The organism is Anabaena lutea FACHB-196 (genome assembly GCF_014698305.1).
Lineage (GTDB): Bacteria > Cyanobacteriota > Cyanobacteriia > Cyanobacteriales > Nostocaceae > Anabaena > Anabaena lutea.
The window spans coordinates 151,959-176,342 of the sequence record NZ_JACJST010000009.1; the positions used below are offsets into that span (position 1 = coordinate 151,959).

Sequence of the window (24,384 nt, forward strand, 5' to 3'; positions counted from 1 at the left end):
AATCTACAATCCAAGCTGAAGTTATCATGCTAAGGTAATGGTGTCAAGTTGATCAAGAATATTGCTATCTACATCCATATCGAACTTGCGGGCGAAATGACATGAAGATGCAAGAATATTGGGCAAGTCTTCCATAATCAATGTTTTAGGATGAGCGCCTCTTGTTGACCAGTCTACATAGCGGTAATCATCGTTTTTTAAGTTAAGGTGCGGTGCATTAGCCAGTATAGTTTGAAAATATGATTCGTCGGCAAACATTCGATGACGATAGTGTGATGTTAAGGCAGTTTTTTGACTGTGGAAGTTAATAATATACTCTGCTGCTCGCTGATTGGCTGAAAACCATTGACCTCCAGCAAAGCAGCGAAGTTCCTCAGAAAAGGGAAGAAAGGGTTTAGTTAATAATGGATGTTCCAGACGAATTTTGAGATTTTTTATAAAAGGAACTGAAAATAATTCGTAACTACAGTATCGTTGATAGGCTAATATCTGCCATATCAGACTCATTTTGACATTTTGCTGATAAACTTTATATATAATTTGTTGATGGTGGATGTGAGCATCATAGCGACTTGTGGTTAAATCGCCTAATATTTCCTTGGCAGTTTTTATGGGATAATCTGATCCACTAAGCAATATAAACCAGTCTGGGCAATTTGCAGACTCATACATGAGTTTAATTGCCTGTACCGTGGCTTCTACTATGGAAAAATCACCCCATTGGGTTTGTATATGAGGATGTACAAAGGAGATATTTTTCGATATAGTATCCACAGAGAAATCACATTTGGAAAAATCATGATGACAGACAATTGGCGGATAATTGAACATTTTGTTCAAATGAGCTATTAGTCTGTGAATTTGCTGGGGTTTCCTGTGGGTAAGTAAAACGAAGCCTACGGATATGGTCATTTCGACTAAATAAATATGCGCGATGGTTTATGAAGATGTCTCTATGGACTGTGATCCAATATTCCTTGTTCGGCATCTAAAGTTACTTGTACTCCAACTGGTAAAGCAGCATTAGGGCTATCATGACCAAAGGGTAAATCGGAAACTATGGGAATTCCTAAATCAGCCAAGCGTTCCCACAAAACTTCTTCTATACTCAAACTAGGTATATGAGGTGGTGCTTCACACTTGGTAAACCCTCCTAAAGCAATACCACGAATTTTAGATAAAACTCCACTTAATCGCCATTGAGTTAACATCCTATCAATACGATAGGGTGCTTCTGTGACATCTTCAAAGGCTAAAATTACACCATCAAGGTTAGGTAAAATCGGTGTTCCTAAAAGATGGGTAGCGACTGTTAAATTACCAGGAAGCAGAATTCCTGTACTTACACCTCCACCCCAACCTTTGCCTTTTAAAGGTGCGATCGCACGACCTTCTACTAGATCAAATAACCGCTGTATTGACCATTCTGGCTCATCTAACAGGGTAGTGAGTACGGGTCCATGTACACTGCAAATCCCGGCGTTATAGAGACTCCAAAGCAGGGCTGTGATATCAGAAAACCCGATCAACCATTTAGGATCTGCCGTTTTTTGTTCCCAGTTCCAATCTTCTAAAATGCGGGTACTACCAAAACCACCTCTAGCGCAGATAATACCACGACATTCTGGGTCTTGCCATGCTGAAGCCAACTGTTGACGACGGTGGGCATCTGTACCGGCAAGATAACCAAATTTATCATCTATGCGATCGCTAATTTTGACGCGGTAGCCGTGGGATTTGCAAATTTCTACACTTTTATTAAAAGCCTCAAATTCTCGCAATGCACCGCTAGGGGCAATGACGCGCAATAAATCACCAGGTTGAAGGGGTGGGGGAATGAACATTCAGAATCTTTGTAATTATATAGACTTAAGGTTGCGGTTCTGGGTGTGAATCTTCCAGATGTTCATCTAGAGTCGGTAAAACACGCACTCGATTCATATGATTTAAAGCATATTGTGCTGTAGCTTGTACTTCTGGATCTTCGTCTTCCATCGCATGGCGCAACATCTGACTCATTTGACTCATCATGTCATAAATGCGCGATAAATCACGAATGGCATTTTGTCGGACTTGAGGATTTTCATCTTGGATAGAAATAGCTAAAGCCCGGTTCATTGGTTTGAGTGTGCGAATGCCGATTTCTGCTAACGCTGACAAAATTAAACTATGTTGTCGAGAATCAGCACTGAGCATCAAGTCTACTAGTGGTTTAATAGCACGGGAGTCTCCTTGCTGACCTAAATGCCAAATAGCCTTGCGTCGTTTTGTAGCATCATTGCTGTGTAAGTCTTTCATCAATTCATCGGCAATACTCAATGCGGAAATTACAGTAGTGTGTTGAGATGTTAATAATTCTGTTGATCTTGGTGAGGGAATAGTGGGTGCAGGGTTTAAAAAAAATTGTGGACTTTTTTGTTGAGCAGATGGATTTAAAAGTAGTTGTTCTGAGTCTGTCCCTTCTATAAGTAGTTTACTTTCAGATAACTTTTGTGCCAGGTAAAACAATACACCCAGAGTTCCTAAAACTCCAAAACTTATTAATCTCCACCAAATGGAATCTTCTTGTTGGGGTTGTATGTTAGGATTTTTTGCTTCAGTGACAGGAGCAGCAGGATTACATTTTATTTTCCCTGATAAAACTGATTTAAGATGCTGTCTGGTAGTCCAATCAGCAACACCATCTGCTCTTTTCAAACCTTGTTCTTGCTGAAATTTAGCTAAAGCATTTTGGGTGCTGAGACTGTAATCTCCATCTATGGAGCCGCTATAGTAACCTAAAGCTTTGAGTTGGACTTGGATGACTTGTACTTCTGCACTTTTAGCCCCTGGACTAAGAACTGTTGCTGGATTTGGTGTTGATGCCACTGTCGCCGTGATAGCGCGGCTGGGGTACAAACTGAGTCCAATACAAGAAGTTAATATGAAAATGGAATAGGGAATTACTGATTGGTAATTGGTAATTGATAGTTGCGGTTTAACCCTCATCTTCCTCATCTCCCACTGACTTGGTTAGGGTAAAATTTCTAGTTGATATTCTCTTAAATCTAAGGTGATTGTATGCTATTTTTTAGTGATGGATGCTTCTAATATAGGTTGCTGTTGATTAGTGTTTTCATTGATAATAACTTTGCGATTTTTTTCTGCTAAAGTTTCGCGTTGGTTGATTAAATAAATACTAATTAAAGTTAGGAATACTCCTACCCACTGAATGGGGGTGAGGACTTCTGAGAGAAAAAGATGACCAAATATCAACGCAAAAACGGGTGTGAGAAAAGTAAGAGAACTTAGACTAGTCAGATTGCCACTAGAAGCAAAGTAGAAAAATAAGCCGTAAGCGATCGCACTTCCGAATATGGTGGCGTAACTTAAAGCTAACCAATCAGATATTACAAGATTTTGCCACTGTTGTACTTCCACCACTGAGGAGATGCCCCACAAAGGCAACCCAGCCAAAATCATATGCCATCCTGTAGCCGTTACAGGATCAGCATATTTACATACATAGCGGATGAGTACGGTTCCCACAGCCATTGATAAAGCTGCTAGTAACATCAACCATTCACCACTGGCAAATAATTGTTGCCAATTGTCGGTTGTGATGTTTACCCCTGAGTCGAGAAGATGATAAATCCACTCTTGGGGTAAGCCAATTAAACTGATACCCATAACTCCCAATCCTAACCCCAGCCATCCCCATAAACCAATATGTTCTTGAAATAGCCATAAGGACAACAAAGCCACAGCCAAAGGTTGAGAGTCAATCATTACAGAACCTAAGCCTGCACTGGTTCTGACTAACCCCTCTGCCAAAAAACCTTGAAACAGCGTACCATCCACAAGGGCAAATAGGATAATCCACAGCCATGCTAACCACCCTTGAGGTTGGGGTTTACCCATGAATGCGGCAGCTATCAAAATTAACACACCCGCTGGTAATAACCGCACCCCTGCCATGAATAGTGGTGTGGTGTGAGGGATTACCCCTTTCATTGCTACCATTGCCGTACCCCAAAGGAAAAAGGGGGCAATTAATAGTAGGGAAGCTAGGGTAGATTTAGATCCACTGAGTTGCAATTGCATGAGTTAGCTATGGTCTTTGGTGAATTACGTTAAAAATGTAGTTTACCTAATTTTACAGAATCATGTCTTTTTGCGATACCTTCTCTATGTTTGCGGAGCGTATCGTAGACAGAGGCTGAGTTCTACAGACTATCACTGCGATCGCGTAGCATCTTAGAAAGAAGGAATTAATATTCAACAGTAGCTGAATTTTCGCTTCAGAGAGATTGATCAAATTTCGCTGTTATGGGTATTGATTACGTAATAATACTACTGTTAAACTATGTATTAACAAGTAAAATCCAATTTATACATTTTACATCTAATTTTGTTTAACCAGGAGTATCTAAATGGCTGTAGGTTTGCCTGAATTCGTGGAAAACCCGGAAAATCGTTGTCCAGTAATTCTCTTGCTTGATACTTCTGGATCAATGTCAGGACAACCTATACAGGAGTTAAATCGAGGTTTAGCGGCTTTCAAAGAAGATGTGATGAAAGATGCTCAAGCTTCTTTAAGTGTGGAAGTTGCTATTGTCACCTTTGGCCCTGTGCGACTAACGCAAGATTTTGTCACCATTGATAATTTTACAGCGCCTAAGCTAGAAACAGAGGGTGTGACACCAATGGGTGAGGCCATAGAATACGCTTTGGATTTATTGGAAACCCGCAAACAGACTTATAAGGATAACGGTGTACCTTATTATCGTCCTTGGGTATTTTTGATTACCGACGGTGCGCCTACAGACTATTGGGAAGGTGCAGCGCAAAGAGTAAGAGAAGAAGAAGCACAGCGCCGAATGTTGTTTTTTACTGTTGGTGTTCAGGGTGCAGATATGAACAAACTTAAACAAATTGCCCCTCCTGAACGTCCTCCAGTGACCCTGAATGGCTTAGATTTTCGCGCTTTATTTGTTTGGCTTTCCACTTCCATGAAACGGGTTTCTAGTGGCAAAGTAGGGGAAGCTGTAGCATTACCGCCGGTGGGATGGGGGCAAATTACTACTTAGAGGGTGTATAAGCTAGAAGAACCTCTCCCTAACCCTCTCCTCTTAGGAGAGGGAACATGAAAAAATGAGTTTTCATAAAGGGAGTTTTAAAGCCTCTCACCTTGTAGGGGAGAGGTTTGGAGAGGGGTTATAAAGTCTAATAAAATATAAAGGATTTATTTATTGTGGGTTGGAAAGCTATAGCGCGTTCTGCTGTGGGAACGAGTCATCAAGAGCAAAAAATACCTTGTCAAGATTGCGGACATTATCGCATTTTTAATGATGTCATTGTCGGTGCAGTTGCTGATGGTGCTGGAAGTGCTAAATATTCTCATTTCGGTTCTGAATTGGCGGTAGAAACTGTAATTAAATGCTTTGCTGATATTAATGAACTTCCTGATAGACAAGGTTTTACTCAACCACTTTCGGAAATAGAAGCTAAGGAAGTTTTTACTAAGTTTGTCAAGGAAGTTATTACTGCATTAAACAAACAAGCAACTAATAAAGGTTATTCTGTTCATGATTTAGCTTGTACACTTTTAGTTTTTATAGCGACTCCTGAATGGGTTGCAGCTATGCAAATTGGGGATGGATTTATGGTGGTGCGTTGCCAAGATGCAGAATATCAATTGTTGTTTGAACCAGATAAGGGGGAATTTTTCAACGAGACAACTTTTGTGACTTCAGCTAATGCGCTGGAGGAAATGCAAGTACAGGTAATTTCAGGAAAGCAAGAGTTTATTTGTGCTTCTACTGATGGATTAGAAAAAGTGGCAATTCGTTTGAGTGACTGGAAACCTTTTCCGCCATTTTTTAAGCCTTTTGAAGAATATTTGCGAGAAACAGATAAACCAGGAGGAAATGATGATCAATATGTGATTGATTTTCTCAATTCAGAAAGGTTAAATTCTCGCACTGATGATGATAAAACTTTGCTTTTGTGTTGTTTTGAAAATTAACCTATCACTCTGAAAACCTCTCCCTAACCCTCTCCTACGAGGAAAGGAAACATGAAAAGATAAGTGGTGAAAGGGGACATTTTAAAGCCTCTCCCCTTGTAGGGGTATTTTCCAAGAACCTCTCCCTAACCCTCTCCTAAGAGGAGAGGGAACATGAAAAAATGAGTTTTTATACAGGGGTTTTAAAGCCTCTTCCCTTGTAGGGGAGAGGTTTGGAGAGAGGTCAAAAATTGATTTGGCAACTTTTAAAATACCATTTAATATTTATTTCAACCTATCTAATTAAAATTATATGACAGTTCTTACCTGTGCCAGTACGGGGAAATCTATTATTCTCTTGAGTGAAATAGTTAATAGTGGTGAAGCGAAAATTTGGCGAACTAATCAAAATGGCTATTTAGCTAAAATTTACCATTCTCCAACACCTGAACGGGTGCAGAAGTTAGCGGTAATGATAGCACATCCACCCACAGAACCAAATTCCCATCTTCATCATGTTTCTTTTGCTTGGCCTAAGTCGGCGTTGAAAAATGCTCAGGGTGATTGTGTGGGCTTTTTGATGCCAGAAATTAAGGATGGAAAAGAACTTCTTGATGTTTATAATCCCCGTCGTCGTAAAGCTTTGAAACTTGAGATTGATTGGCGGTTTCTGCACACAACGGCGCTGAATATTGTTTCAATTATTGAAGCACTGCACGCTGCTGGTTATGTTTTGGGAGATATTAAACCACAAAATATTTTAGTTAATAATCGGGCTTTACCTTCAATTATTGATACAGATTCTTTTCAGGTGAAAAATCCGAAAAATGGTAAGGTTTATTATTGTTTAGTTGGTTCTGAGGGATATACTCCACCGGAACTGATTGGCAAAGATTTTGATAGTATTGAGCAAACAGAAATACATGATAGATTCCGGTTAGGAGTAATTATCTATCAATTATTATTTGGTGGTAATAATCCTTTTCAGGGAAAATGGACAGGTGCGGGGGAAACTCCAGACATAAATGAACTTATCTGTCAGGGTTTATGGGTTAATGGGTCAACTAATTTGATTGCAGCAGTAGCAAGAACAATTCCCCTGGAGATTGTTCATCCAGAGGTTCAGCAATGTTTTCTGAAATGCTTTAATGATGGTCATAAAAATCCTAATTTCCGCCCTACGGCTAGGAAGTGGTTGGAGGCGTTAAAGGTAGGGAATGATAGGCTAACTATATGTGGCAGGGTAGATAGTCATTATTATAGTAGAACTTATGGTAAATGCTATTGGTGCGATCGCTCTACAAATCTTGGTGTTGATATTTTTCCTGGTGTTGTTAAAGCAAAACCATCTGCTGTGGTTGAATCAACATCAAAGCCGCAAGTCGTTAATAAAGTCTCAAAACCAGGAGACATCCCAATCTTTTCAGGGCATTCTGGCTGGGTTAAATCCGTAGCATTCAGCCCAGATGGTCAAACCCTGGCTAGTGGAAGTGGTGACAACACTATCAAACTGTGGAATGTGAATACAGGAAAGCTACTCCAAACCCTACCAGGACATTCTAGTGCGGTTTCTTCCTTAGCATACAGCCCAGATGGTCAAACCCTTGCTAGTGGGAGTTATGATCACACTATCAAACTGTGGAATGTGACTACAGGAAAGCTACTCCAAACCCTACCAGGACATTCCCAGTCAATTCGTTCCGTAGCATTTAGCCCAGATGGTCAAACCCTTGCCAGTGGGAGTGCGGACGAGACTATCAAATTGTGGGATGTCACTACAGGAAAGCTACTTCAAACCTTTCCTGGACATTCTGACTCTGTTAATTCTGTAGTATTTAGCCCAGATGGTCAAACCCTTGCTAGTGGAAGTGGTGACAACACTATCAAACTGTGGGATGTAGCCACAGAAAGAAACATCTGCACCTTTCAAGCTTTCAACGCTGTTAATTCCGTAGTATTCAGCCCAGATGGCAAAACCCTTGCCACTGGGAATGATGACAAGAATATCAAACTGTGGGATATGTCAATAAGAACGCAAATCCACACCTTCCAAGGGCATTCTGACTGGGTTTATTCCGTTGCATTTAGTCCTGATGGTCAAACCCTTGCTAGTGGGAGTGCGGACAACACTATCAAATTGTGGGATGTCACTAAAGGAAAGCTACTCCAAACCCTCACAGGTCATTCTGAGTGGGTTTATTCTGTTGCATACAGCCCAGATGGACAAACCCTTGCTAGTGGAAGTGGTGACAACACTATTATGATTTGGCCGATTGCAGCAACTATTAATCAAGCACCAGTCCAGCAACCTCAATCTCAGGTTTCACCACCACCAGTTTCTAAACTTCCGAGTCAACCTGTCACAATTCCAGCGCATCAAACAACGATTCCTGTCAAAAATACGAAACTGAGAAAACTATTAATAGCTGCGATATTAGGATTTATAGGAACTCAAATCTATGGATATCTACGTTATGACGTGTTTCCAGTCAATCCCATATCTATAATTGCAAGTTTACCTAGTGGTATTTTTCTAGAAAGAACCCTCAGTGGTCATTCTCGCTGGGTTGGGTCAGTAGCATACAGCCCCGATGGTCAAACCCTTGCTAGTGGGAGTAGGGACACCACTATCAAACTGTGGGATGTGAAAACGGGAAACCTACTGCAAACCCTCACTGGTCATTCTTACACAGTTTGGTCAGTAGCATACAGCCCCAATGGTCAAACCCTGGCTAGTGGGAGTAGTGACAAAACTATCAAACTGTGGAATGTAAACACGGGAAAGCTACTGCAAACCCTTACTGGTCATTCTGACGAGGTTTATTCAGTAGCATACAGCCCCGATGGTCAAACTCTGGCTACTGGGAGTAATGACAACACTATCAAACTGTGGGATGTGAAAACGGGAAACCTACTGCAAACCCTCACTGGTCATTCTTACACGGTTTATTCAGTAGCATACAGCCCCGATGGTCAAACCCTTGCCAGTGGGAGTAGGGATAAGACTATCAAACTGTGGGATGTAAAAACGGGAAACCTACTGCAAACCCTCACTGGTCATTCTAACACGGTTTATTCAGTAGAATACAGCCCCGATGGTCAAACTCTGGCTACTGGGAGTTATGATCACACTATCAAACTGTGGAATGTGAAAACGGGAAACCTCCTGCAAACCCTCGCTGGTCATTCTAACTCGGTTTGGTCAGTAGAATACAGCCCCGATGGTCAAACTCTAGCTAGTGGTAGTCAAGACGGAACTATCAAACTGTGGAATGTAAAAACGGGAAACCTACTGCAAACCCTCACTGGTCATTCTAGCTCGGTTTGGTCAGTAGCATTAGCATACAGCCCAGATGGTAAAACCCTTGCTAGTGGGAGTTGGGACAGGACTATCAAGATTTGGCGGTTAAAGTAGTTAGCATAAAAATTGACATAAATTGAAATTTACAATACTTTATCCTGTTTATTGACTAATATCGACATTCATCTTCAATTGGGTGAAAAATTTGTTACCTATAAACCTATAATATATATCAATCAAATTAATTGCACAATTTTAATACCAAACAATAGAAATAGCCAAACAGGAGTAAATAGATTATTAATAATCAACCTCAACTACTTCCAGGAGAAGGAATTGTAGGCACTTATGGAGACTTAATCAAACAGGGACGTAGAGGCGATAACCTCACACCTCATCATATACCTGCGGATGCTTTTATGAAAGCCAAAGTCCCATTTAATTATACAACATATGAAGGATATGCCATCATGATGGAACATTTATCACCAGGAAAAGGAGGTCGTCATCGGCAAACAATGTCTTACGGTAAACGCCCTAATTTAAACCTATCACCCAGAGACGCATTAGCACAAGAAATTTGGGATGTACGTTGTATTTATCTTCGTCAAGGTTTGTATAATAGAGAAATCAGGGAAAGTTTGCAAACATTAATCAGACAGAATAAATCTACTTGGCCATGGATTTTTGAGAAATAAGGGACAAAACAATGAATCAAAATAATTTATTGGCAACCTTGCAAGAAAATCGCTTAATGCAAACTGAAGAACAAGTTACAAATTTTGAAAATGCTTTAGCTGAAATAGCTGAAAATCCTGATGAAAATAAATTATCTGCCTATCATCTAATTTTAGATGATCAATGTCAAGAGCCAGAAGTGATGTTTAGCTTAATTCATTTTCTGGAATCTTTTGATATGGAAAAACAAATTACAGCATTTATTCATGTTGTTCCTCAATTAATGATAACTGCACCAGAATGGACAAAAATTATTCACAATCGGATTTTAAATGATGTATCAGCGTGTGGAGTTTATTATCGCGGTCTAGAATTAATAAATCGTAAAAACCCTCATCATTTTATCTATGATCTGTTAGAAGAAAGTGTTATTAATCAAATAAATTATCATACAGAAGGACCTCGTGGTATTTTAGTAGGAGAACGTCCTTCTTTGAAAAGACTACAAGTAAATGAGGTCAAGAAATAAAATGCTCAAAATATTGTGGTTTGGGCATCTTCTCCGTCTTTGTGTACATAGATTCAAGGAAAATATATATGATTATGCTGATATCTTTGCTAAAGCAGAAGCGACACAGTACCAAATAGCATTGGATATTTTAAATTCAGCCAAAGAATACTGGGAAGCTAATAATATTCCTCTCAAGTTTTTAGTTATTAACAAATAGGTAAAGTTACTTTTTCACTATTTGGAGATTGTTTGTTGTGGTTGTCAGAATCAGGATGTACGGTTACTGAGCGAAGTCGAAGTACAGGATTTAAGGATGTACAGGATTTGATTGACTTTTTACCTAATGAAGATAAATGTAATATTCCATCATTCCCAATAGTTGGTTTAAACCGACTTTAGCTTTTAGCCAGGGAATTAATTCCCTGGCTTCCTATTTGGAGATTGTTTGTTGTGGTTGTTAGAATCAGGATATCCAGGATTTTAGGATGTACAGGATTGCAGTTTGTAGATTTTCTGTGAATATTGAATGCTCATGAATATTAATTCAGATAAAAAATATATTTCCTATCATTCACAAAAACTTATATTTACTAAAAAAACATCCTGTTAATCCTTTAATCCTGGATATCCTGATTCTGACAAATAATAAAATTTATTCCCTGACTTCCTCAATTTATGGTATTTTTACCCTGATTATAGATAGTCTTCTATATTTTTTCTAATCCGGCTAAAAATAGCCTACCTCATGACTAATAATGATATTGTCCGTCAACTAAATGATATAGCCGAACAATTTCATATTTTTGAATGTGTTCCTTGTGCTATAGCTTTGCGTCAATTCCTGATTAATCAGAAAATACCTGGTAGAGAAATTAACTTGTTTACAGGCAGTACAGAAGACCCATTCTGTAATATCTACCATGAAGTTTTACAACAAAACATCTCCATTAACGGTAGACATTATGCTATTGCAATAGAAATTAATGGACAAGAACTAATTTTTGACAACATTCACCCTGAAGGAATTTCTAGGGTAAACTGGATAAATAACTTATATTGCGTTATACAAGATTTAGGTGGAGAATTTCAAATTACTGAAACAGAATTTTAACCAGAGGAATATCATGTTAGATTTATACGATTTAATCCACAATATCCAAAAACGTCCAGCTATGTATTTAGGAAAAGCAACCATTGCTAACCTTCGCACTTTTATCGCTGGTTACAGTTTTGCACGTCGTCAAATGCAAATACCTCAAACTTCTCAAGAACAAGAATTTTCAAATTTTCAAACTTGGATACAACAAAAATATAATGTTGCTTATAATCAAACGTGGGATCAGATAATTTTATTTTTCTCTAAAGATGAAAATACTGCTTTTGAGGAATTTTTTAAATTATTTGATGAATTTACACAAACAAATTCTATTTCTAAACAGCAAGAGAATATAAAAGTAAGTTCAGCCAGTATAGTGTAATCGTTATACTTTTGAGAAATAAGGGACAAAACAATGAATCAAAATAATTTATAAACAATAGAAATAGCAAAATAGGAGTAAATACATTATTAATAATCCTCCTCCAATTATTCATTCCCTAATAATGAAATTGCCTAGATGTTTATATTGATAAAAACATTTTACCCTGATATTTGTATAGGTGCGTTAACTGATTCCAACGCACCCTACAAATTAGTTAGGAAAACCTAGCGTTGCCAGGATTGACTAAATTCGCTACTAATTTCACTCCAAATTCTTCCTCAAACACTCCTTTCTTATAATCTAAATTCCACAGTTCTAAGGCACAATCATCACCTAAACTAGAAGCAAAAATTAACATCTTAAATTCATGTAGATGGGGAAAGTATTCACACTGCACGCGAGAAATAGCCCCAATTTGTCTTCTATCCAAAGCAACGGCTAATCTTAAAATTGCACTCAATTGACTCACCATTTGTCGATGTTCTTTGTGCAATAGATTGCGGTAATTATCATGCTTTTTTTTGGGTGCAGATTTGCGGTGATAACGGGCTAAATTAGCAATGATTTCGATCTCCGTTTCGTTATAACCAAGTAATTCACCATTTCTAATTAAATAGTATGAATGCTTGTGGTGTGAAGAATGACTGACGTAGTGACCGCAATTATGTAAAATGGCAGCAGCCCAGAGTAATTGTCTTTCGTCTTTTCCCCAATTATGTAGTTTAGTTTGAGTTTGATCAAATAAACTTAGGGCAAATGCAGCTACACGATCGCTATGTTCTAAGTTAATCTGGTATTTCTTGGCAGTTTTCAGGACATGACGCTGGCGAATTGAACTTTGGTAGCGCAGTTTATCTTCAATTAAACCATGTGTCAGCATCCAGTCTACAATCACACCTTCCCGCAAAGAACGTTCACAAAGTGTGACTGAGTCCACACCCAACAGGGTCATAGCTTCATGTAAAATTACTGCCCCAGCTAGTATCACTTCTGACCGCTTATCTGGCATTCCTGGAATCGTCGCCCGTTCGACGTTGTTCATGCGCCGTAAGCGATTTACCCAGGTTCGCAAGTCTTGCAGACTAAATTGATAACCACTGAGAGTAGAAGGAACAACACCCAATTTTTCCCTAGCATGAATCGTGGCTAAGGTTTCAATTGTTCCAGATGTTCCTACTAACTTAGGAGATTCACCGGGCTTAAGTTTTCCTAGTACCTCTTCTACCGAACGTTCTAACATTCCCCGCGCATAGGCTTGCAGATATTTAAACTCAATATCGTTGATGGGATCAGAGGTGATTAATTCTCCAGTCAGTCGTACTGCACCGACTTTAGTACTGGTGAGACTGCGCGGTTCTTGAGAGTCACCCAAAATTAATTCTGTGGAACCACCACCAATGTCAACGATGATGTGCGGTTGGTTGTTAAATTCCATCCCCGACAACACACCCAAGTAGATGCGTCGCGCTTCTTCTTGACCAGAAATCAAGTCAACGCTTACACCTACTTCTGTTTCTACCTTCTGCAAAAAATCTTGACCATTGGGAGCTTCGCGGACGGCGCTAGTTGCTACGGCGATAATGCTTTCTGCTTCTAAGGTTTTGGCAAGTTCTTTAAAACGCCCCAAACAAGCGATCGCTTTTTTGATCACTTCTGGTTTCAATTCTCCAGTTTCCAAATTGCGATCGCCTAATCTCACCGTTTCCTTTTCTTTGGCAATCATCGTAAAAGCTGGTAGCATCGGTTCAATCCGCACTATTACCATGTGTAAGGAATTAGTGCCGATATCAATGGCCGCAATAATCCGGTTGTGCTTGACTGGTTGAGTTGGCATACTCCCCCAATTAGCTGAAACATTCAGCATCTAGGTTTCTCTCTGTTAACAATAAATGGTCAATCAATAATTGCTGGTCAGTGCTGGTGTGTCAATTGAAGCCGCACTCAATACTTATTACTGCAATCTATAGACTTGTCAGGTTAATTGTCTAGTCACATCACTCACAATTTAAGTAGTGAATTTGTATGCAAGGCTGCAACTTGAGTTGCTGTGTTTACAATTATCAAATAACGATATTCTAGAAACGTGAAGATATGTGAATTGATCAAATATGCTAAATACACCAGAAAGCAACCAAGAACCATTATTACTCGTAATTATCCGGCTATTGCGGTGGCATAAACCAGAAGGCAGGTTAATTTTGATGATTCCTGCATTATGGGCTGTGTTTTTGGCAGCTGCTGGTAAACCACCTTTACCCCTAGTTGGGGTGATTATATTAGGTACTCTTGCCACCAGTGCCGCAGGATGTGTAGTTAATGATTTATGGGATCGGGATATAGATCCGCAAGTAGAGAGAACACGCGATCGCCCTCTTGCCTCTCGCGCCCTTTCTGTCAAAGTTGGTATAGCAGTTGGTATCGTTGCCCTAGCCTGTGCAGCAGTTATCGCCTTCTATCTTAACCCCTTGAGCTTCTGGTTGTCGGTGGCCGCAGTACCTGTAATTTTACTTTATCCAGGTGCAAAGCGGGTGTTTCCTGTACCGCAACTGGTACTTTCCATCGCTTGGGGTTTTGCGGTTTTGATTAGCTGGAGTGCCGTCACTCAAAGCGTTTCCACACCGACTTGGTTACTTTGGGGTGCAACTATTCTCTGGACATTGGGATTTGATACTATTTATGCGATGAGCGATCGCGAAGATGATCAACGGATTGGTATCAATTCTAGCGCCCTCTTCTTTGGTAAATACGCCCCTACAGCTATTGGGATTTTCTTCGTCGGAACTATTATTCTCCTCGCTGGAGTTGGTGTCTTAGTTCATCTCCACACTGCCTTCTGGATTACCTTAATAATTGCTACTCTGGCTTGGATTTGGCAATCTCTGCGCTTGCGAAACCCAGAACTACCCAATCCTGTTTATGGTGAAATGTTTCGTCAAAATGTCTGGATTGGTTTCTTAATCCTAGCAGGTATGATTGTTGGTTCTTTGTGAAGTAACCATTAGCAATTAAGTATTACCAATTTCAGTGTTTTATCGGCAAAGTAATTACAAACTCTGTCCCTTGGGCAACTGCCGAAACAACTTCTATTTTACCCTGGTGTTTTTCAATGATTTGATAACAAATGCTCAACCCTAAGCCAGTACCTTTACCTACTGGTTTAGTAGTGAAAAAAGGATCAAATAGTTTATTGATAATTTCTGGTAAAATTCCTGGACCATTATCTCTAATTACTACTTTGATATAATTATTATCTAGCTTTAATGTATCTATAAATATTTGCTTATTATCTTTATTTTCATATTCTAGTAATGCATCTATTCCATTACTTATAATATTCATAAATACCTGATTCAGTTGGGCTGGATAACAATCAATTAAAGGTAAATCTCCATAGTTTTTAATAACCTGAATTTGTTTATTAAGTCGATGATTTAAAATTAATAAAGTATTATCAATTCCTTCATGAATATTCACATCCTTCATTTCAGATTCATCTAATCGGGAGAAATTACGCAATGACAACACAATTTCCCGAATACGTTGAGCGCCTATTTTCATCGAAAAAAACATTTTCGACACATCTTCAGTGAGAAATTCTAAATCAATATCGGCAATTTTTTCATCAATTATCAAATTTTCATGAGGGTACTGTTCTTGATATAAATTTAATAAATCAACTAAATCATCTAGATAATTTTCAGCACATTGAATATTGCCATAAATAAAGTTAATAGGGTTATTAATTTCATGAGCTATCCCTGCTACCATTTCCCCAAGAGAAGACATTTTTTCTGTTTGAATTAATTGCCCTTGAGTCTCTTTTAATTCTTGCAGTGTTTGTTGAAGTTGCTGCGTTCGTTCTTCTACCCTTTGTTCTAAAGTTCGTTGTGCTTCTTGAAGTTGCTGCGTTCGTTCTTCTACCCTTTGTTCTAAATTTTTTCGAGATAATTCTATTTGCTGAGTATAATCTCCCACCCATTCAACTAATCTATTTAAAGATGTTGCTAATGTCCCAACTTCATCATTGCTATTAACATTAGCCCTAAGTTTAAAATTAGATTCTTCTGTGATTTTTCTGGCGGTTTGAGTAACTTCTTTTAGAGGACGGGTAATTAACATAGTAGTATAAAATGCCAGTGCTGCTGCCATTATTGAAGAAAGCAATATACTTCCTAAAATAATTTTTGCTCGCAGGTTTTGAGCATTCTGAAAACTAAGATTGGCCTGATCTCTTTGACTATCGGCACGTCTGATAATTAAAATTAGCTCATCCGATAGTCTCTCAAATTTAACATTGAGATCAATATATTCCTTTTGATTAAGTAATGAAATTAGCTTTTCCTGGGAAGAATTAGCATTTTCTATTAATACATTATTTGATGATATTTGCAGCCAAAAACCTTTAATTATCTGAGTGTATAACTCTGTATTTTTTCTATATTTATTTACTAAATTTGTTAACTCTTGGTTATCTACTGCCAAATTATCGGGATTAGACTGAATGAATTTTGGTAGGTCTAATAATTGCTGATTAACATGAGTAACATCTTCCAGAAATTTGTTTTTTTCAAATTCCAACCAAATAGAATTATTTAATACGGTAGCTAATCGTTGTGGATGTAATCTTACCGTGACTACTGCATTTTCTAAATCTTTTAAAAGAGATTGTTGTTGATAAGATAAGAATAATTGATTTTGGGCTGATGCTTCATAGTGATTTGCAATTACCAAACCGGTGATTGTCCCAATAGCAGCAATGCCTATTGTAACAGTGTAACCATAACTAATTTTTTTGGCTATATTCAAGTTATTGCTTAAGTAACCTAACCACAGAAAAATAAGTTTAATTCTTATCTTGGCAAGATTTATCATTCATTGAGTGACTATTGTAGGAAATTTTCCTGTCCAAGTTTTCGATAAACCTCACGGATTATATCATAGTCAGAATCTTTTGCTGTAATTAGTTGTCCTCCTTTATATTTCTGGTTAGCTGGAGCAACTACTATACTTTCGATGAGTTTATCCTGATTTTGAATCATACGCGATCGCAAATCTTCCACAAAACTAGCTGCCATTTGGTTGCTAACCATAAATACATCATTAGGTAGCAATGGTCCCTTAACGAGTATAGAAAAATCTTTTTCAGATAAACCTTCACGCGCTATAACGTTTTGGTATCTATCAAATGCCGTTGCCCAAGCATCCACTTCTCCCTTCTTTAAAGCCACCACACCCTTATCATTTAATAGCACAATTTTGAAATCTGTATTCGGATCTAATCCCGCATCCATCAGCATCCTAGTGGGAGAAAGATGGCCAGAAGTTGAACCAATCTCTCGCATAGCAATTGTTTTGCCTTTCAATTGAGTTAATGATTTAATATTACTATCTGCACGTACCAAAATAACCGAATAGTAATTTCTGCGCTGAAGCGCAATTAGAGGAATAGCTTTTGATCTGGCATTTAAAATCAAGTATTCTGAAGGGCCAGCAAACACCATGTCTACCTGTCCCGAAAGTAAAGCAGGTGCTGCTGCTATGGGATTATCAACAGGAAAAAATTCAATAGGTATACCTAATACTTCCGCTAAAGCAATACGGAATGCACCAAAATCACGCTGTAAATCTTCAATTCCAGTTACATCTGTAACTGCAAGTCTTAATTTTTTGGGTGCAGTGATTGCTAACTGATCTGCGGTATTCACTTCAGATGCACAACCAACAACGAATAGTAGAGAGTACCACAGCAATTTACGGCGTTTCATACATTAACTCAAATAAGTAATCGTGCAAAATAAATTATCTAGTTAGGGGAGGGAATAGGGAACACTTCTCTTCTCCTGTCGGAGACACTGCGTGAACAAGACGCTCCGCGTTGGCGCAGCCTGTCCGTAGGACTTACGGCAAGCAAGAGTGCATCGCAGGCAACAGTAAAAGAATACAGAGAGTTTTATTCTTCGGCAAAATGTATAATTAATTTTGCCGAGGTAATTAATGCTTGTTAATGGTAAGCTTTTGAGTTATTTTCAGCCAAATTTTTCTTGATTAAGACTGATATTTTGTTTTTTGCTCAGGAATGCTGTTATTTCGTATAATTACATTTACATCATAACTTATTTTACCAATAGACAAGGTTAAAATAAGGTTATTATTACGAATTAATTTAATATCTCTGGGTAATATCTCTGGGGCTAGATTCAAAATTATCAGGACTATAGTTTTATTAGTTGGAATATTAATCTACAAGCTAGATTCACCCAACTAAATGCAGCAATCTCTTCTTGCTAAAATCGCCACAATAGGTTTGTTTTCCGTTGGTAGTGTGAGTGTAGTTGCCAGCAGTTTTCTCCTCACAAAAGCTGCCAGTAATACAGGAACAGGGCAGATAGTGACTGATACATCACGCTATCAAGAAATTCGCAATCAAACCTGGTCTGATCTTGAGCTAATCAAACACTTTCCTACAGAGATACCGACTGATCCTAAAACTGTGCGGATGGTTTACTCTCCCGGCTCTGTACAAGGAAGTAGTTTTTTGCAAGTTCGTTTCCAACAACCTTCTGAAAAGATTCAAAAATTGCTTTCGCAATACAGTAAAAGTGCTGTGCGCGAATATCGGGGAGGTGATACAAACGATCACAGCAATCAACCCAATGGCTTACCAACAACTTTTTTTTATACTAGTGATTCCCCAACTGAAGCCTTTCCCCAGACTTATAAAATATTTGTCTTAAAGGCACAAGATCAAGGTAAACCAGGTTTCAAATGGAATCATGGTAATAGTTACGGGGTAGCAATTGATAGTTCTACCTCGGAAATTGTCTACTGGGCAGAGAAGTGGTAATCCCATTCCTAATTCTAAGTAATGAGTACTGAGTACCGAGTTCTGAGTTATGAATTTTTAGCTTCGAGTTTTGAGTTATCAGTTAGTAAATTCACAACTGTCTTCAACTCCTCTGTTCTGACTTCTTACTTCTGACACGGTACTCGCTACTCGCTACTCGCTACTCGGTACTCGCTACTCGGTACTCGCTACTCATAAACACCCTAACTGCTGGACTACTGTAAACAACCGTTACACTTCATTGCAAATTAACAAGCAAGACGTAACAACATGATAACTTTTGATCATGTTATGAATTTGTACAAGATTTATCAAAGGAGAACATAGTGGCAATGGAATCAAACTTACTAACGGGCGCAGTTGTAGAAAACCAAGATATTAGCGAATACGTAGCTCATCTACAGATGCACATGACTCTTCAAGCTCGCAACCTGGTTCCAACCCTAAAACAGACCATAGAAGATAGTCGCCAGCAACTACTCCATCAAACCCAAGCCAACTTTGAGAAGATAGTTTCTCGGCAAGGGCTATAGAAAGAGTACAGACAATACAGAATTTTAACCGAAATTACCATAAAATAAAGGCAGATGTTGTTGTGTCCACACCAAAGGTGTACTCAAAATATCTGCTTTTTATGCTTTTTTTAAGTATTGAGTTAAGAAAATCACTCTTTTGGAGCAATAGCTAGGAGCGGAAAGCCGTTAAGATTATTGCAGCATTACCTCACCAATCGCAATCAGTAAAGGCTAAATGGCGGCTTGAATCAAAATGAATTCACTACTTTCTCGAAACCTCAGCGTTGTAATTCGACCAGTCCAATACCGGGATCTGGACGGCATTGAGCGCTTAACTCAAGATTCATTTGCAGCCCACTCTCCCAAGGGAGCATTTTTTACCATGCAGTGGCTGCGTCACTGGTTTGGGTTACTCAAGTTTTTGAGTTGGTTTCCCAACCCATTCCAGTACCGCTTCTGTGGCTATGTGGCAGAACAAGGGCGGATGCTTCTGGGGATGATTCAAGTCTCACCGTTTAACCGTACCCGCAGCACTTGGCGAATTGATAGGGTAATGTTAGACCGTGCTGTTGACAAGCAAGGCGTAGGCTCCCAACTTTTGCGCCACTGCTTTGAATCAATTTTAGAAGCTCGTACTTGGTTATTGGAAGTCAATGTTAATGATATAGAAGCTCTAGCGCTCTATCGGCAAAATGGATTTCAGCGACTAGCGGAAATGACATACTGGGAAATTAGCCCAGAGTTGTTGGTTGAATTGGCACAAGCCGAACCAGACCTACCGAACCTATTACCAGTCAGTAATGCTGATGCCCCATTGCTATATCAATTAGATACAGCATCAATGCCTCCTTTGGTACGTCAGGTATTTGACCGCCACACCCATGACTTCAAAACCAGTTTATTCGGCGTTCTCTCAGATGCTGTCAAACAGTGGCTGACTAAAACCGAAGTCGTTAGCGGCTATGTATTTGAACCCCAGCGCAAAGCAGCCATTGGTCATTTTCAGGTACAACTTGACCGGAAAGGGGAAAATCCCCATGTCGCAACTCTGACTGTTCACCCGGCTTATACTTGGTTGTATCCAGAATTGTTGTCTCAATTATCCCGCATTACCCAAGATTTTCCTGAGCAAGGTCTGCAACTAGCTTCCTCTGATTATCAGCCAGAGCGTGAGGAATATTTAGAGCGCATTGGGGCTAAACGCATAGAACATACCCTGATTATGTCGCGCTCAGTTTGGCATAAGCTACGGGAATCAAAATTTGTCTCCTTGGAAGGTATTCAGTGGCCGGAAGTGTTGCAAGGACTGCAACCTGCACGCAAACCTATACCAGGAGGAATGTCATGGATACCAAAACAGCCACAGCCTAAGTCAGACAGACCGGTGCCAACTAAGTCAGAAATTGTTTCTTTTGGTAGCCACAATTTTAATATTGATGCATCTGGCCAATCTGAGCCAACAGATGCACAGCAGGAGACGAATTAGCGTGATAGTTCAGCAGCAATCAAAGTCTTTAATCTCAGCTTTGGGCGTGGATGTCGGTAGCAAGCGTATTGGGCTGGCGGGGTGCGATGGTACGGGTTTAATTGCCACAGGTATCACCACCATTGAGCGCAGGTCTTTTAAGGAGGATGTAGAGCAAATACAACAAATAGTGAATGAGCGCCAAGTGCAAGTTCTGGTTGTGGGTCTACCATATTCAATGGATGGCTCTTTGGGTTTTCAGGCTCGTCATGTCCAAAAATTTGCTACTAGACTAGCTCAAGCCCTAAATTTGCCTGTGGAATACATGGATGAGCGATTAACTTCTTATCAAGCCGAACAAATGCTGATAGCAGAAAATCGCTCGCCTTCGCGTCATAAGGGTCTAATTGACCGCAAAGCTGCTGCTCTGATTCTGCAACAATGGCTAGATAACAGACGAAGCACTTCCCCTAGATCAGTAGCATTTACTGAGGATTGATACCTTTTAACATGGTATTCTGAAAACTATTACTCAACTGTATATCCAGCTTTTTGGTTGACATTGGCTATCATGAAGATATTTCAATGATCTCCACAGTTGCGGGTATTGATAAATTTACATAATGCGGCTATGTCTTCCTCTCAATTTTCTGACGAAAATGACCAGTCTAACGTTGGTTCTATCACTCTGACAGATGACGACGGGCGATCGCTCGAATGTTATATTGAGCATTCGCTATCTGTAGATGAGCAAGAATATGTTTTACTTTTGCCAGTAGACTCACCCATAGAAATCTTCGCTTGGCAAGATGAAGGTGAAGAAGAAGAGGCTATCTTGGTAGAAGATGATGCTACGATTAACAAAGTTTTTCCCACCGCTCAAGCAGTTCTATCTGAGCAGAATCTGATCGTCAAAAATACTGCTTATGCTTTGACGGTGGCTGGTGAGCTACCACCAGTCGAAGAATCAGAACTCTTTACTTTAGAAATTGAAGATGACGAAGCAAATTTAGAACCAGAGCAACTACAATTACTGGCCAGTTTCTACCATGAAGATCAGGAATATGCAATTTATACACCCCTCGATCCCCTGCTATTTTTTGCCAGGATAACGGATACAGGTAAGCCTGAATTGCTATCTCCTGAAGAGTTTCGGAAAGTTCAACCTTTATTAGAAGAGCATCTTTTTAATCAGGTTGAATAATCCTAATTGATAATTAAACACTAATAATTAGAAATACCATTTCTCAATTGTGAAGTTGAAATTTTTCCATTGCCCATCTGAGTCGATTCCGTTGATTGGCAGTGGAAATTTATTAATCAAAAAATTATTGCCTCATTTGGAACTCGTAATTACAGAATAGAGTGACTTGATTTGTTAATAATGGAAGAAGAAAAATCAAGCAGGTTTTAGCTTTGTTGATCTTTTTTTACCTAGTTAGTAGGTTGCACCATTTTCAATTAGTTGACTAACCCATCTGGTAATGATTTCTCCGGCGCACTGTAGGTACTAGTGTAAGATGTCAGCATAGTTATGTTTATTTACGTTTTTCTACTTAATTACGAACTAAGAATTACGAATTATTATGACTTGGAACAATCTCTTACAGCCTGACTTGATTTTACAAGGTTCAGTTTTGAACCTGACACCAAAGACTATCCAAAAATATGGGCTGAAAGGGCTGGTGTTGGATGTGGATGACACTTTAGTCCCGATTAAAGTTAGGGAGGCTTCCCCAGAACTGCAACAGTGGGTAGAAGAAGTCCGTACTTGCACTGCACTGTACTTAGTCAGCAATAACCTGAGCGAAGGGCGAATTGGTAGTATTGCTCGCTCCCTTAACTTACCTTACTACCTGGGTGCAGCTAAACCCTCACGGCGCAAAATCAGGGCTGCATTGCAAGGGATGAGTTTACCTGTACATGAAGTGGGTATGGTAGGCGATCGCTTGTTTACTGATGTGATCGCAGGTAATCGTCTGGGTATGTTTACCATATTAGTTGAACCGATTGTCCATGCTGATACCGCTCTCCGTTCTCATCCCATCCGTAACTTTGAAGTCTGGGTATCAGAAATATTAGGAGCCTCCATTACACCTAAACACACAAAAATTCACAAAGATTGATAAATCGTCAGCAAACTGAATCTAAAGAAATCATTAAGCTTTCTTGCTTTTTCTCAAAAATCAGAGAATATATATTGCAATAGCATCAGGGTCAGCCAAAAAAGACCCTAGGAAATAACAGATAAATATAAACCCGTACAGCGTCAGCCTTCACTATAGAGGGATTGGCGCTGTACAATTTTTTAGGTATTTACCCAAGTTGCAAGTCATCTAGTTGAGGCTGGTAATGGGTAATTGGTGATTGGTGAGTAACCGACTAATGACTAATGACTAATGACTAATGACCAATGACCAATGACCAATGACTAATGACCAATGACTAATGACCAATGACTAATGACTAATGACCAATGACTAAAACAATAGTTGTTAAAATCGGTACTTCTAGCCTAACTCAACCAGAAACAGGACAATTAGCCCTTTCCACTATTGCAACTTTGACGGAAACTCTGTGCAATTTAAGACACCAAGGGCATCGCGTAATTTTAGTTTCCTCTGGTGCTGTGGGGGTGGGTTGTGCGCGTCTGGGTTTAACAGAACGTCCGAAAGCCATAGCCCTCAAACAAGCTGTAGCAGCAGTTGGGCAAGGTCGCCTCATGCGTATTTATGATGATTTATTTAGTACATTAAATCAACCTATAGCTCAAGTATTATTAACAAGAGCAGATTTAGTACAACGTAGTCGCTATCTCAATGCCTATAATACTTTTCAGGAATTATTAGGACTGGGAGTGATTCCGGTGGTGAATGAAAATGATACAGTAGCTGTTGAGGAATTGAAATTTGGTGATAACGACACCCTTTCCGCTTTAGTTGCCAGTTTAGTTGAAGCGGATTGGTTATTTTTACTGACTGATGTGGATAGATTGTATTCAGCAGATCCTCGTACAGTGCCAGATGCCCGTCCTATTTCTTTAATTAGTAATATGAAAGAATTGGCAGAATTACAAATCCAAACCGGCGGACAGGGTTCACAGTGGGGTACTGGGGGGATGGTGACAAAGATTTCGGCTGCTAGAATTGCGATCACAGCTGGTGTGAGAACTGTCATTACTCAAGGTCGTTTTCCCCGCAATATTGAAAAAATTATCCAAGGGGAAGCTATAGGAACGCATTTTGAACCGCAACCAGAACCAACTTCAGCGAGAAAACGCTGGATAGCTTATGGTTTAGTGCCGACGGGTAAATTATATTTAGATGATGGGGCAATAAATGCCATTTTGCAAGCGGGAAAATCTTTGTTAGCGGCGGGAATTAAGGCTGTAGAAGGGGAGTTTGAGAATCAGGAAGCAGTGCAGTTGTGCGATCGTAATGGTAACGAAATTGCCAGAGGATTAGTTAACTATAACAGCGAAGATTTGGAAAAAATTTGTGGTTGTCATTCACGGGATATTGCGGGCATTTTGGGTTATGCGGGTGCAGAAACTGTGATTCACCGCGATAATTTGGTTTTGATTTAGGAGTGTTTTTAACGCAG

23 protein-coding genes are annotated in these 24,384 nt (G+C 39.3%); 16 read left to right on the forward strand and 7 right to left on the reverse strand.

Annotated features, from left to right (window positions below; genetic code table 11):
• Positions 1 to 24: 24 nt before the first annotated feature.
• The 4 genes from H6G59_RS12130 to H6G59_RS12145 form a co-directional block, all read right to left on the reverse strand.
• Positions 25 to 774: a beta-1,6-N-acetylglucosaminyltransferase gene (locus tag H6G59_RS12130; protein ID WP_190714733.1), complete on the reverse strand. Its 750-nt coding sequence runs from the start codon at positions 772 to 774 to the stop codon at positions 25 to 27.
• Between the two features lie 179 nt (positions 775 to 953).
• Complete coding sequence (locus tag H6G59_RS12135; protein ID WP_190714734.1) at positions 954 to 1,844, reverse strand: S66 peptidase family protein; 891 nt, start codon at positions 1,842 to 1,844, stop codon at positions 954 to 956.
• A gap of 25 nt (positions 1,845 to 1,869) precedes the next feature.
• Positions 1,870 to 2,988 carry a HEAT repeat domain-containing protein gene (locus H6G59_RS12140; RefSeq protein ID WP_190714735.1) on the reverse strand — a complete coding sequence of 373 codons (1,119 nt, stop codon included), beginning with the start codon at positions 2,986 to 2,988 and terminating at the stop codon, positions 1,870 to 1,872.
• 75 nt (positions 2,989 to 3,063) lie between these two features.
• A complete protein-coding gene (locus H6G59_RS12145) occupies positions 3,064 to 4,083 on the reverse strand; it encodes a DMT family transporter (protein ID WP_190714736.1) in 1,020 nt (339 codons plus the stop codon).
• Between the two features lie 329 nt (positions 4,084 to 4,412).
• On the opposite strand from H6G59_RS12145, the gene H6G59_RS12150 reads away from it, so the two are divergent.
• The 8 genes from H6G59_RS12150 (at position 4,413) to H6G59_RS12185 (ending at position 11,954) form a co-directional block, all read left to right on the forward strand.
• Complete coding sequence (locus H6G59_RS12150) at positions 4,413 to 5,069, forward strand: vWA domain-containing protein (protein ID WP_190714737.1); 657 nt, start codon at positions 4,413 to 4,415, stop codon at positions 5,067 to 5,069.
• A gap of 164 nt (positions 5,070 to 5,233) precedes the next feature.
• Positions 5,234 to 6,007, forward strand: coding sequence for a protein phosphatase 2C domain-containing protein (locus H6G59_RS12155; RefSeq protein ID WP_190714738.1), 774 nt, complete (start codon positions 5,234 to 5,236; stop codon positions 6,005 to 6,007).
• Between the two features lie 292 nt (positions 6,008 to 6,299).
• Complete coding sequence (locus H6G59_RS12160; RefSeq protein ID WP_190714740.1) at positions 6,300 to 9,401, forward strand: WD40 domain-containing protein; 3,102 nt, start codon at positions 6,300 to 6,302, stop codon at positions 9,399 to 9,401.
• 305 nt (positions 9,402 to 9,706) lie between these two features.
• On the forward strand, positions 9,707 to 9,985 hold the full coding sequence (locus H6G59_RS12165; RefSeq protein WP_190714742.1) for a hypothetical protein: 279 nt from the start codon (positions 9,707 to 9,709) through the stop codon (positions 9,983 to 9,985).
• A gap of 11 nt (positions 9,986 to 9,996) precedes the next feature.
• Positions 9,997 to 10,494, forward strand: coding sequence for an Imm30 family immunity protein (locus tag H6G59_RS12170; RefSeq protein ID WP_190714744.1), 498 nt, complete (start codon positions 9,997 to 9,999; stop codon positions 10,492 to 10,494).
• Between the two features lies 1 nt (position 10,495).
• On the forward strand, positions 10,496 to 10,693 hold the full coding sequence (locus H6G59_RS12175) for a hypothetical protein (protein ID WP_190714746.1): 198 nt from the start codon (positions 10,496 to 10,498) through the stop codon (positions 10,691 to 10,693).
• A 528-nt stretch (positions 10,694 to 11,221) separates the two neighbouring features.
• Positions 11,222 to 11,587 carry a papain fold toxin domain-containing protein gene (locus H6G59_RS12180; protein WP_190714748.1) on the forward strand — a complete coding sequence of 122 codons (366 nt, stop codon included), beginning with the start codon at positions 11,222 to 11,224 and terminating at the stop codon, positions 11,585 to 11,587.
• Between the two features lie 13 nt (positions 11,588 to 11,600).
• A complete protein-coding gene (locus H6G59_RS12185; RefSeq protein WP_190714750.1) occupies positions 11,601 to 11,954 on the forward strand; it encodes a hypothetical protein in 354 nt (117 codons plus the stop codon).
• Positions 11,955 to 12,171: 217 nt separating this feature from the next.
• On the opposite strand, the gene H6G59_RS12190 is transcribed toward H6G59_RS12185, so the two are convergent.
• The gene (locus H6G59_RS12190) at positions 12,172 to 13,821 is read right to left on the reverse strand and encodes a Ppx/GppA phosphatase family protein (protein ID WP_190714752.1); all 1,650 of its coding nucleotides are present in this window, start codon (positions 13,819 to 13,821) and stop codon (positions 12,172 to 12,174) included.
• Positions 13,822 to 14,065: 244 nt separating this feature from the next.
• On the opposite strand from H6G59_RS12190, the gene H6G59_RS12195 reads away from it, so the two are divergent.
• Entirely contained in the window at positions 14,066 to 14,947 is an 882-nt protein-coding gene (locus tag H6G59_RS12195; protein WP_190714754.1) for a 4-hydroxybenzoate solanesyltransferase, read from the forward strand.
• Positions 14,948 to 14,978: 31 nt separating this feature from the next.
• Here H6G59_RS12195 and H6G59_RS12200 read toward each other — a convergent pair whose 3' ends face one another.
• Together H6G59_RS12200 and phnD are read right to left on the reverse strand one after the other, a co-directional pair.
• Positions 14,979 to 16,829: a sensor histidine kinase gene (locus H6G59_RS12200; RefSeq protein ID WP_190714756.1), complete on the reverse strand. Its 1,851-nt coding sequence runs from the start codon at positions 16,827 to 16,829 to the stop codon at positions 14,979 to 14,981.
• Between the two features lie 11 nt (positions 16,830 to 16,840).
• Complete coding sequence (phnD, locus tag H6G59_RS12205; RefSeq protein ID WP_190714759.1) at positions 16,841 to 17,722, reverse strand: phosphate/phosphite/phosphonate ABC transporter substrate-binding protein; 882 nt, start codon at positions 17,720 to 17,722, stop codon at positions 16,841 to 16,843.
• Positions 17,723 to 18,222: 500 nt separating this feature from the next.
• Here phnD and H6G59_RS12210 point away from each other — a divergent pair, with 500 nt between their 5' ends.
• The 7 genes from H6G59_RS12210 to proB all read left to right on the forward strand — a co-directional run bounded on the left by H6G59_RS12210 (position 18,223) and on the right by proB (position 24,367).
• On the forward strand, positions 18,223 to 18,801 hold the full coding sequence (locus H6G59_RS12210; protein WP_190714761.1) for a hypothetical protein: 579 nt from the start codon (positions 18,223 to 18,225) through the stop codon (positions 18,799 to 18,801).
• Positions 18,802 to 19,133: 332 nt separating this feature from the next.
• Positions 19,134 to 19,334 carry a hypothetical protein gene (locus tag H6G59_RS12215; protein WP_127053373.1) on the forward strand — a complete coding sequence of 67 codons (201 nt, stop codon included), beginning with the start codon at positions 19,134 to 19,136 and terminating at the stop codon, positions 19,332 to 19,334.
• A 235-nt stretch (positions 19,335 to 19,569) separates the two neighbouring features.
• A complete protein-coding gene (locus H6G59_RS12220; protein ID WP_190714763.1) occupies positions 19,570 to 20,802 on the forward strand; it encodes a GNAT family N-acetyltransferase in 1,233 nt (410 codons plus the stop codon).
• Entirely contained in the window at positions 20,780 to 21,280 is a 501-nt protein-coding gene (gene ruvX / locus H6G59_RS12225; protein ID WP_190714765.1) for a Holliday junction resolvase RuvX, read from the forward strand. The genes H6G59_RS12220 and ruvX overlap by 23 nt, the downstream gene beginning before the upstream one ends.
• Before the next feature lie 132 nt (positions 21,281 to 21,412).
• Positions 21,413 to 21,985, forward strand: coding sequence for a DUF3727 domain-containing protein (locus tag H6G59_RS12230; protein ID WP_190714767.1), 573 nt, complete (start codon positions 21,413 to 21,415; stop codon positions 21,983 to 21,985).
• A 382-nt stretch (positions 21,986 to 22,367) separates the two neighbouring features.
• Positions 22,368 to 22,907, forward strand: a complete 540-nt coding sequence (locus tag H6G59_RS12235) for a YqeG family HAD IIIA-type phosphatase (protein ID WP_190714769.1) — start codon at positions 22,368 to 22,370, stop codon at positions 22,905 to 22,907.
• A 350-nt stretch (positions 22,908 to 23,257) separates the two neighbouring features.
• Positions 23,258 to 24,367 (forward strand): glutamate 5-kinase, encoded by a 1,110-nt coding sequence (proB, locus tag H6G59_RS12240; protein WP_190714772.1) that lies wholly within the window; start codon positions 23,258 to 23,260, stop codon positions 24,365 to 24,367.
• Positions 24,368 to 24,384: the final 17 nt, after the last annotated feature.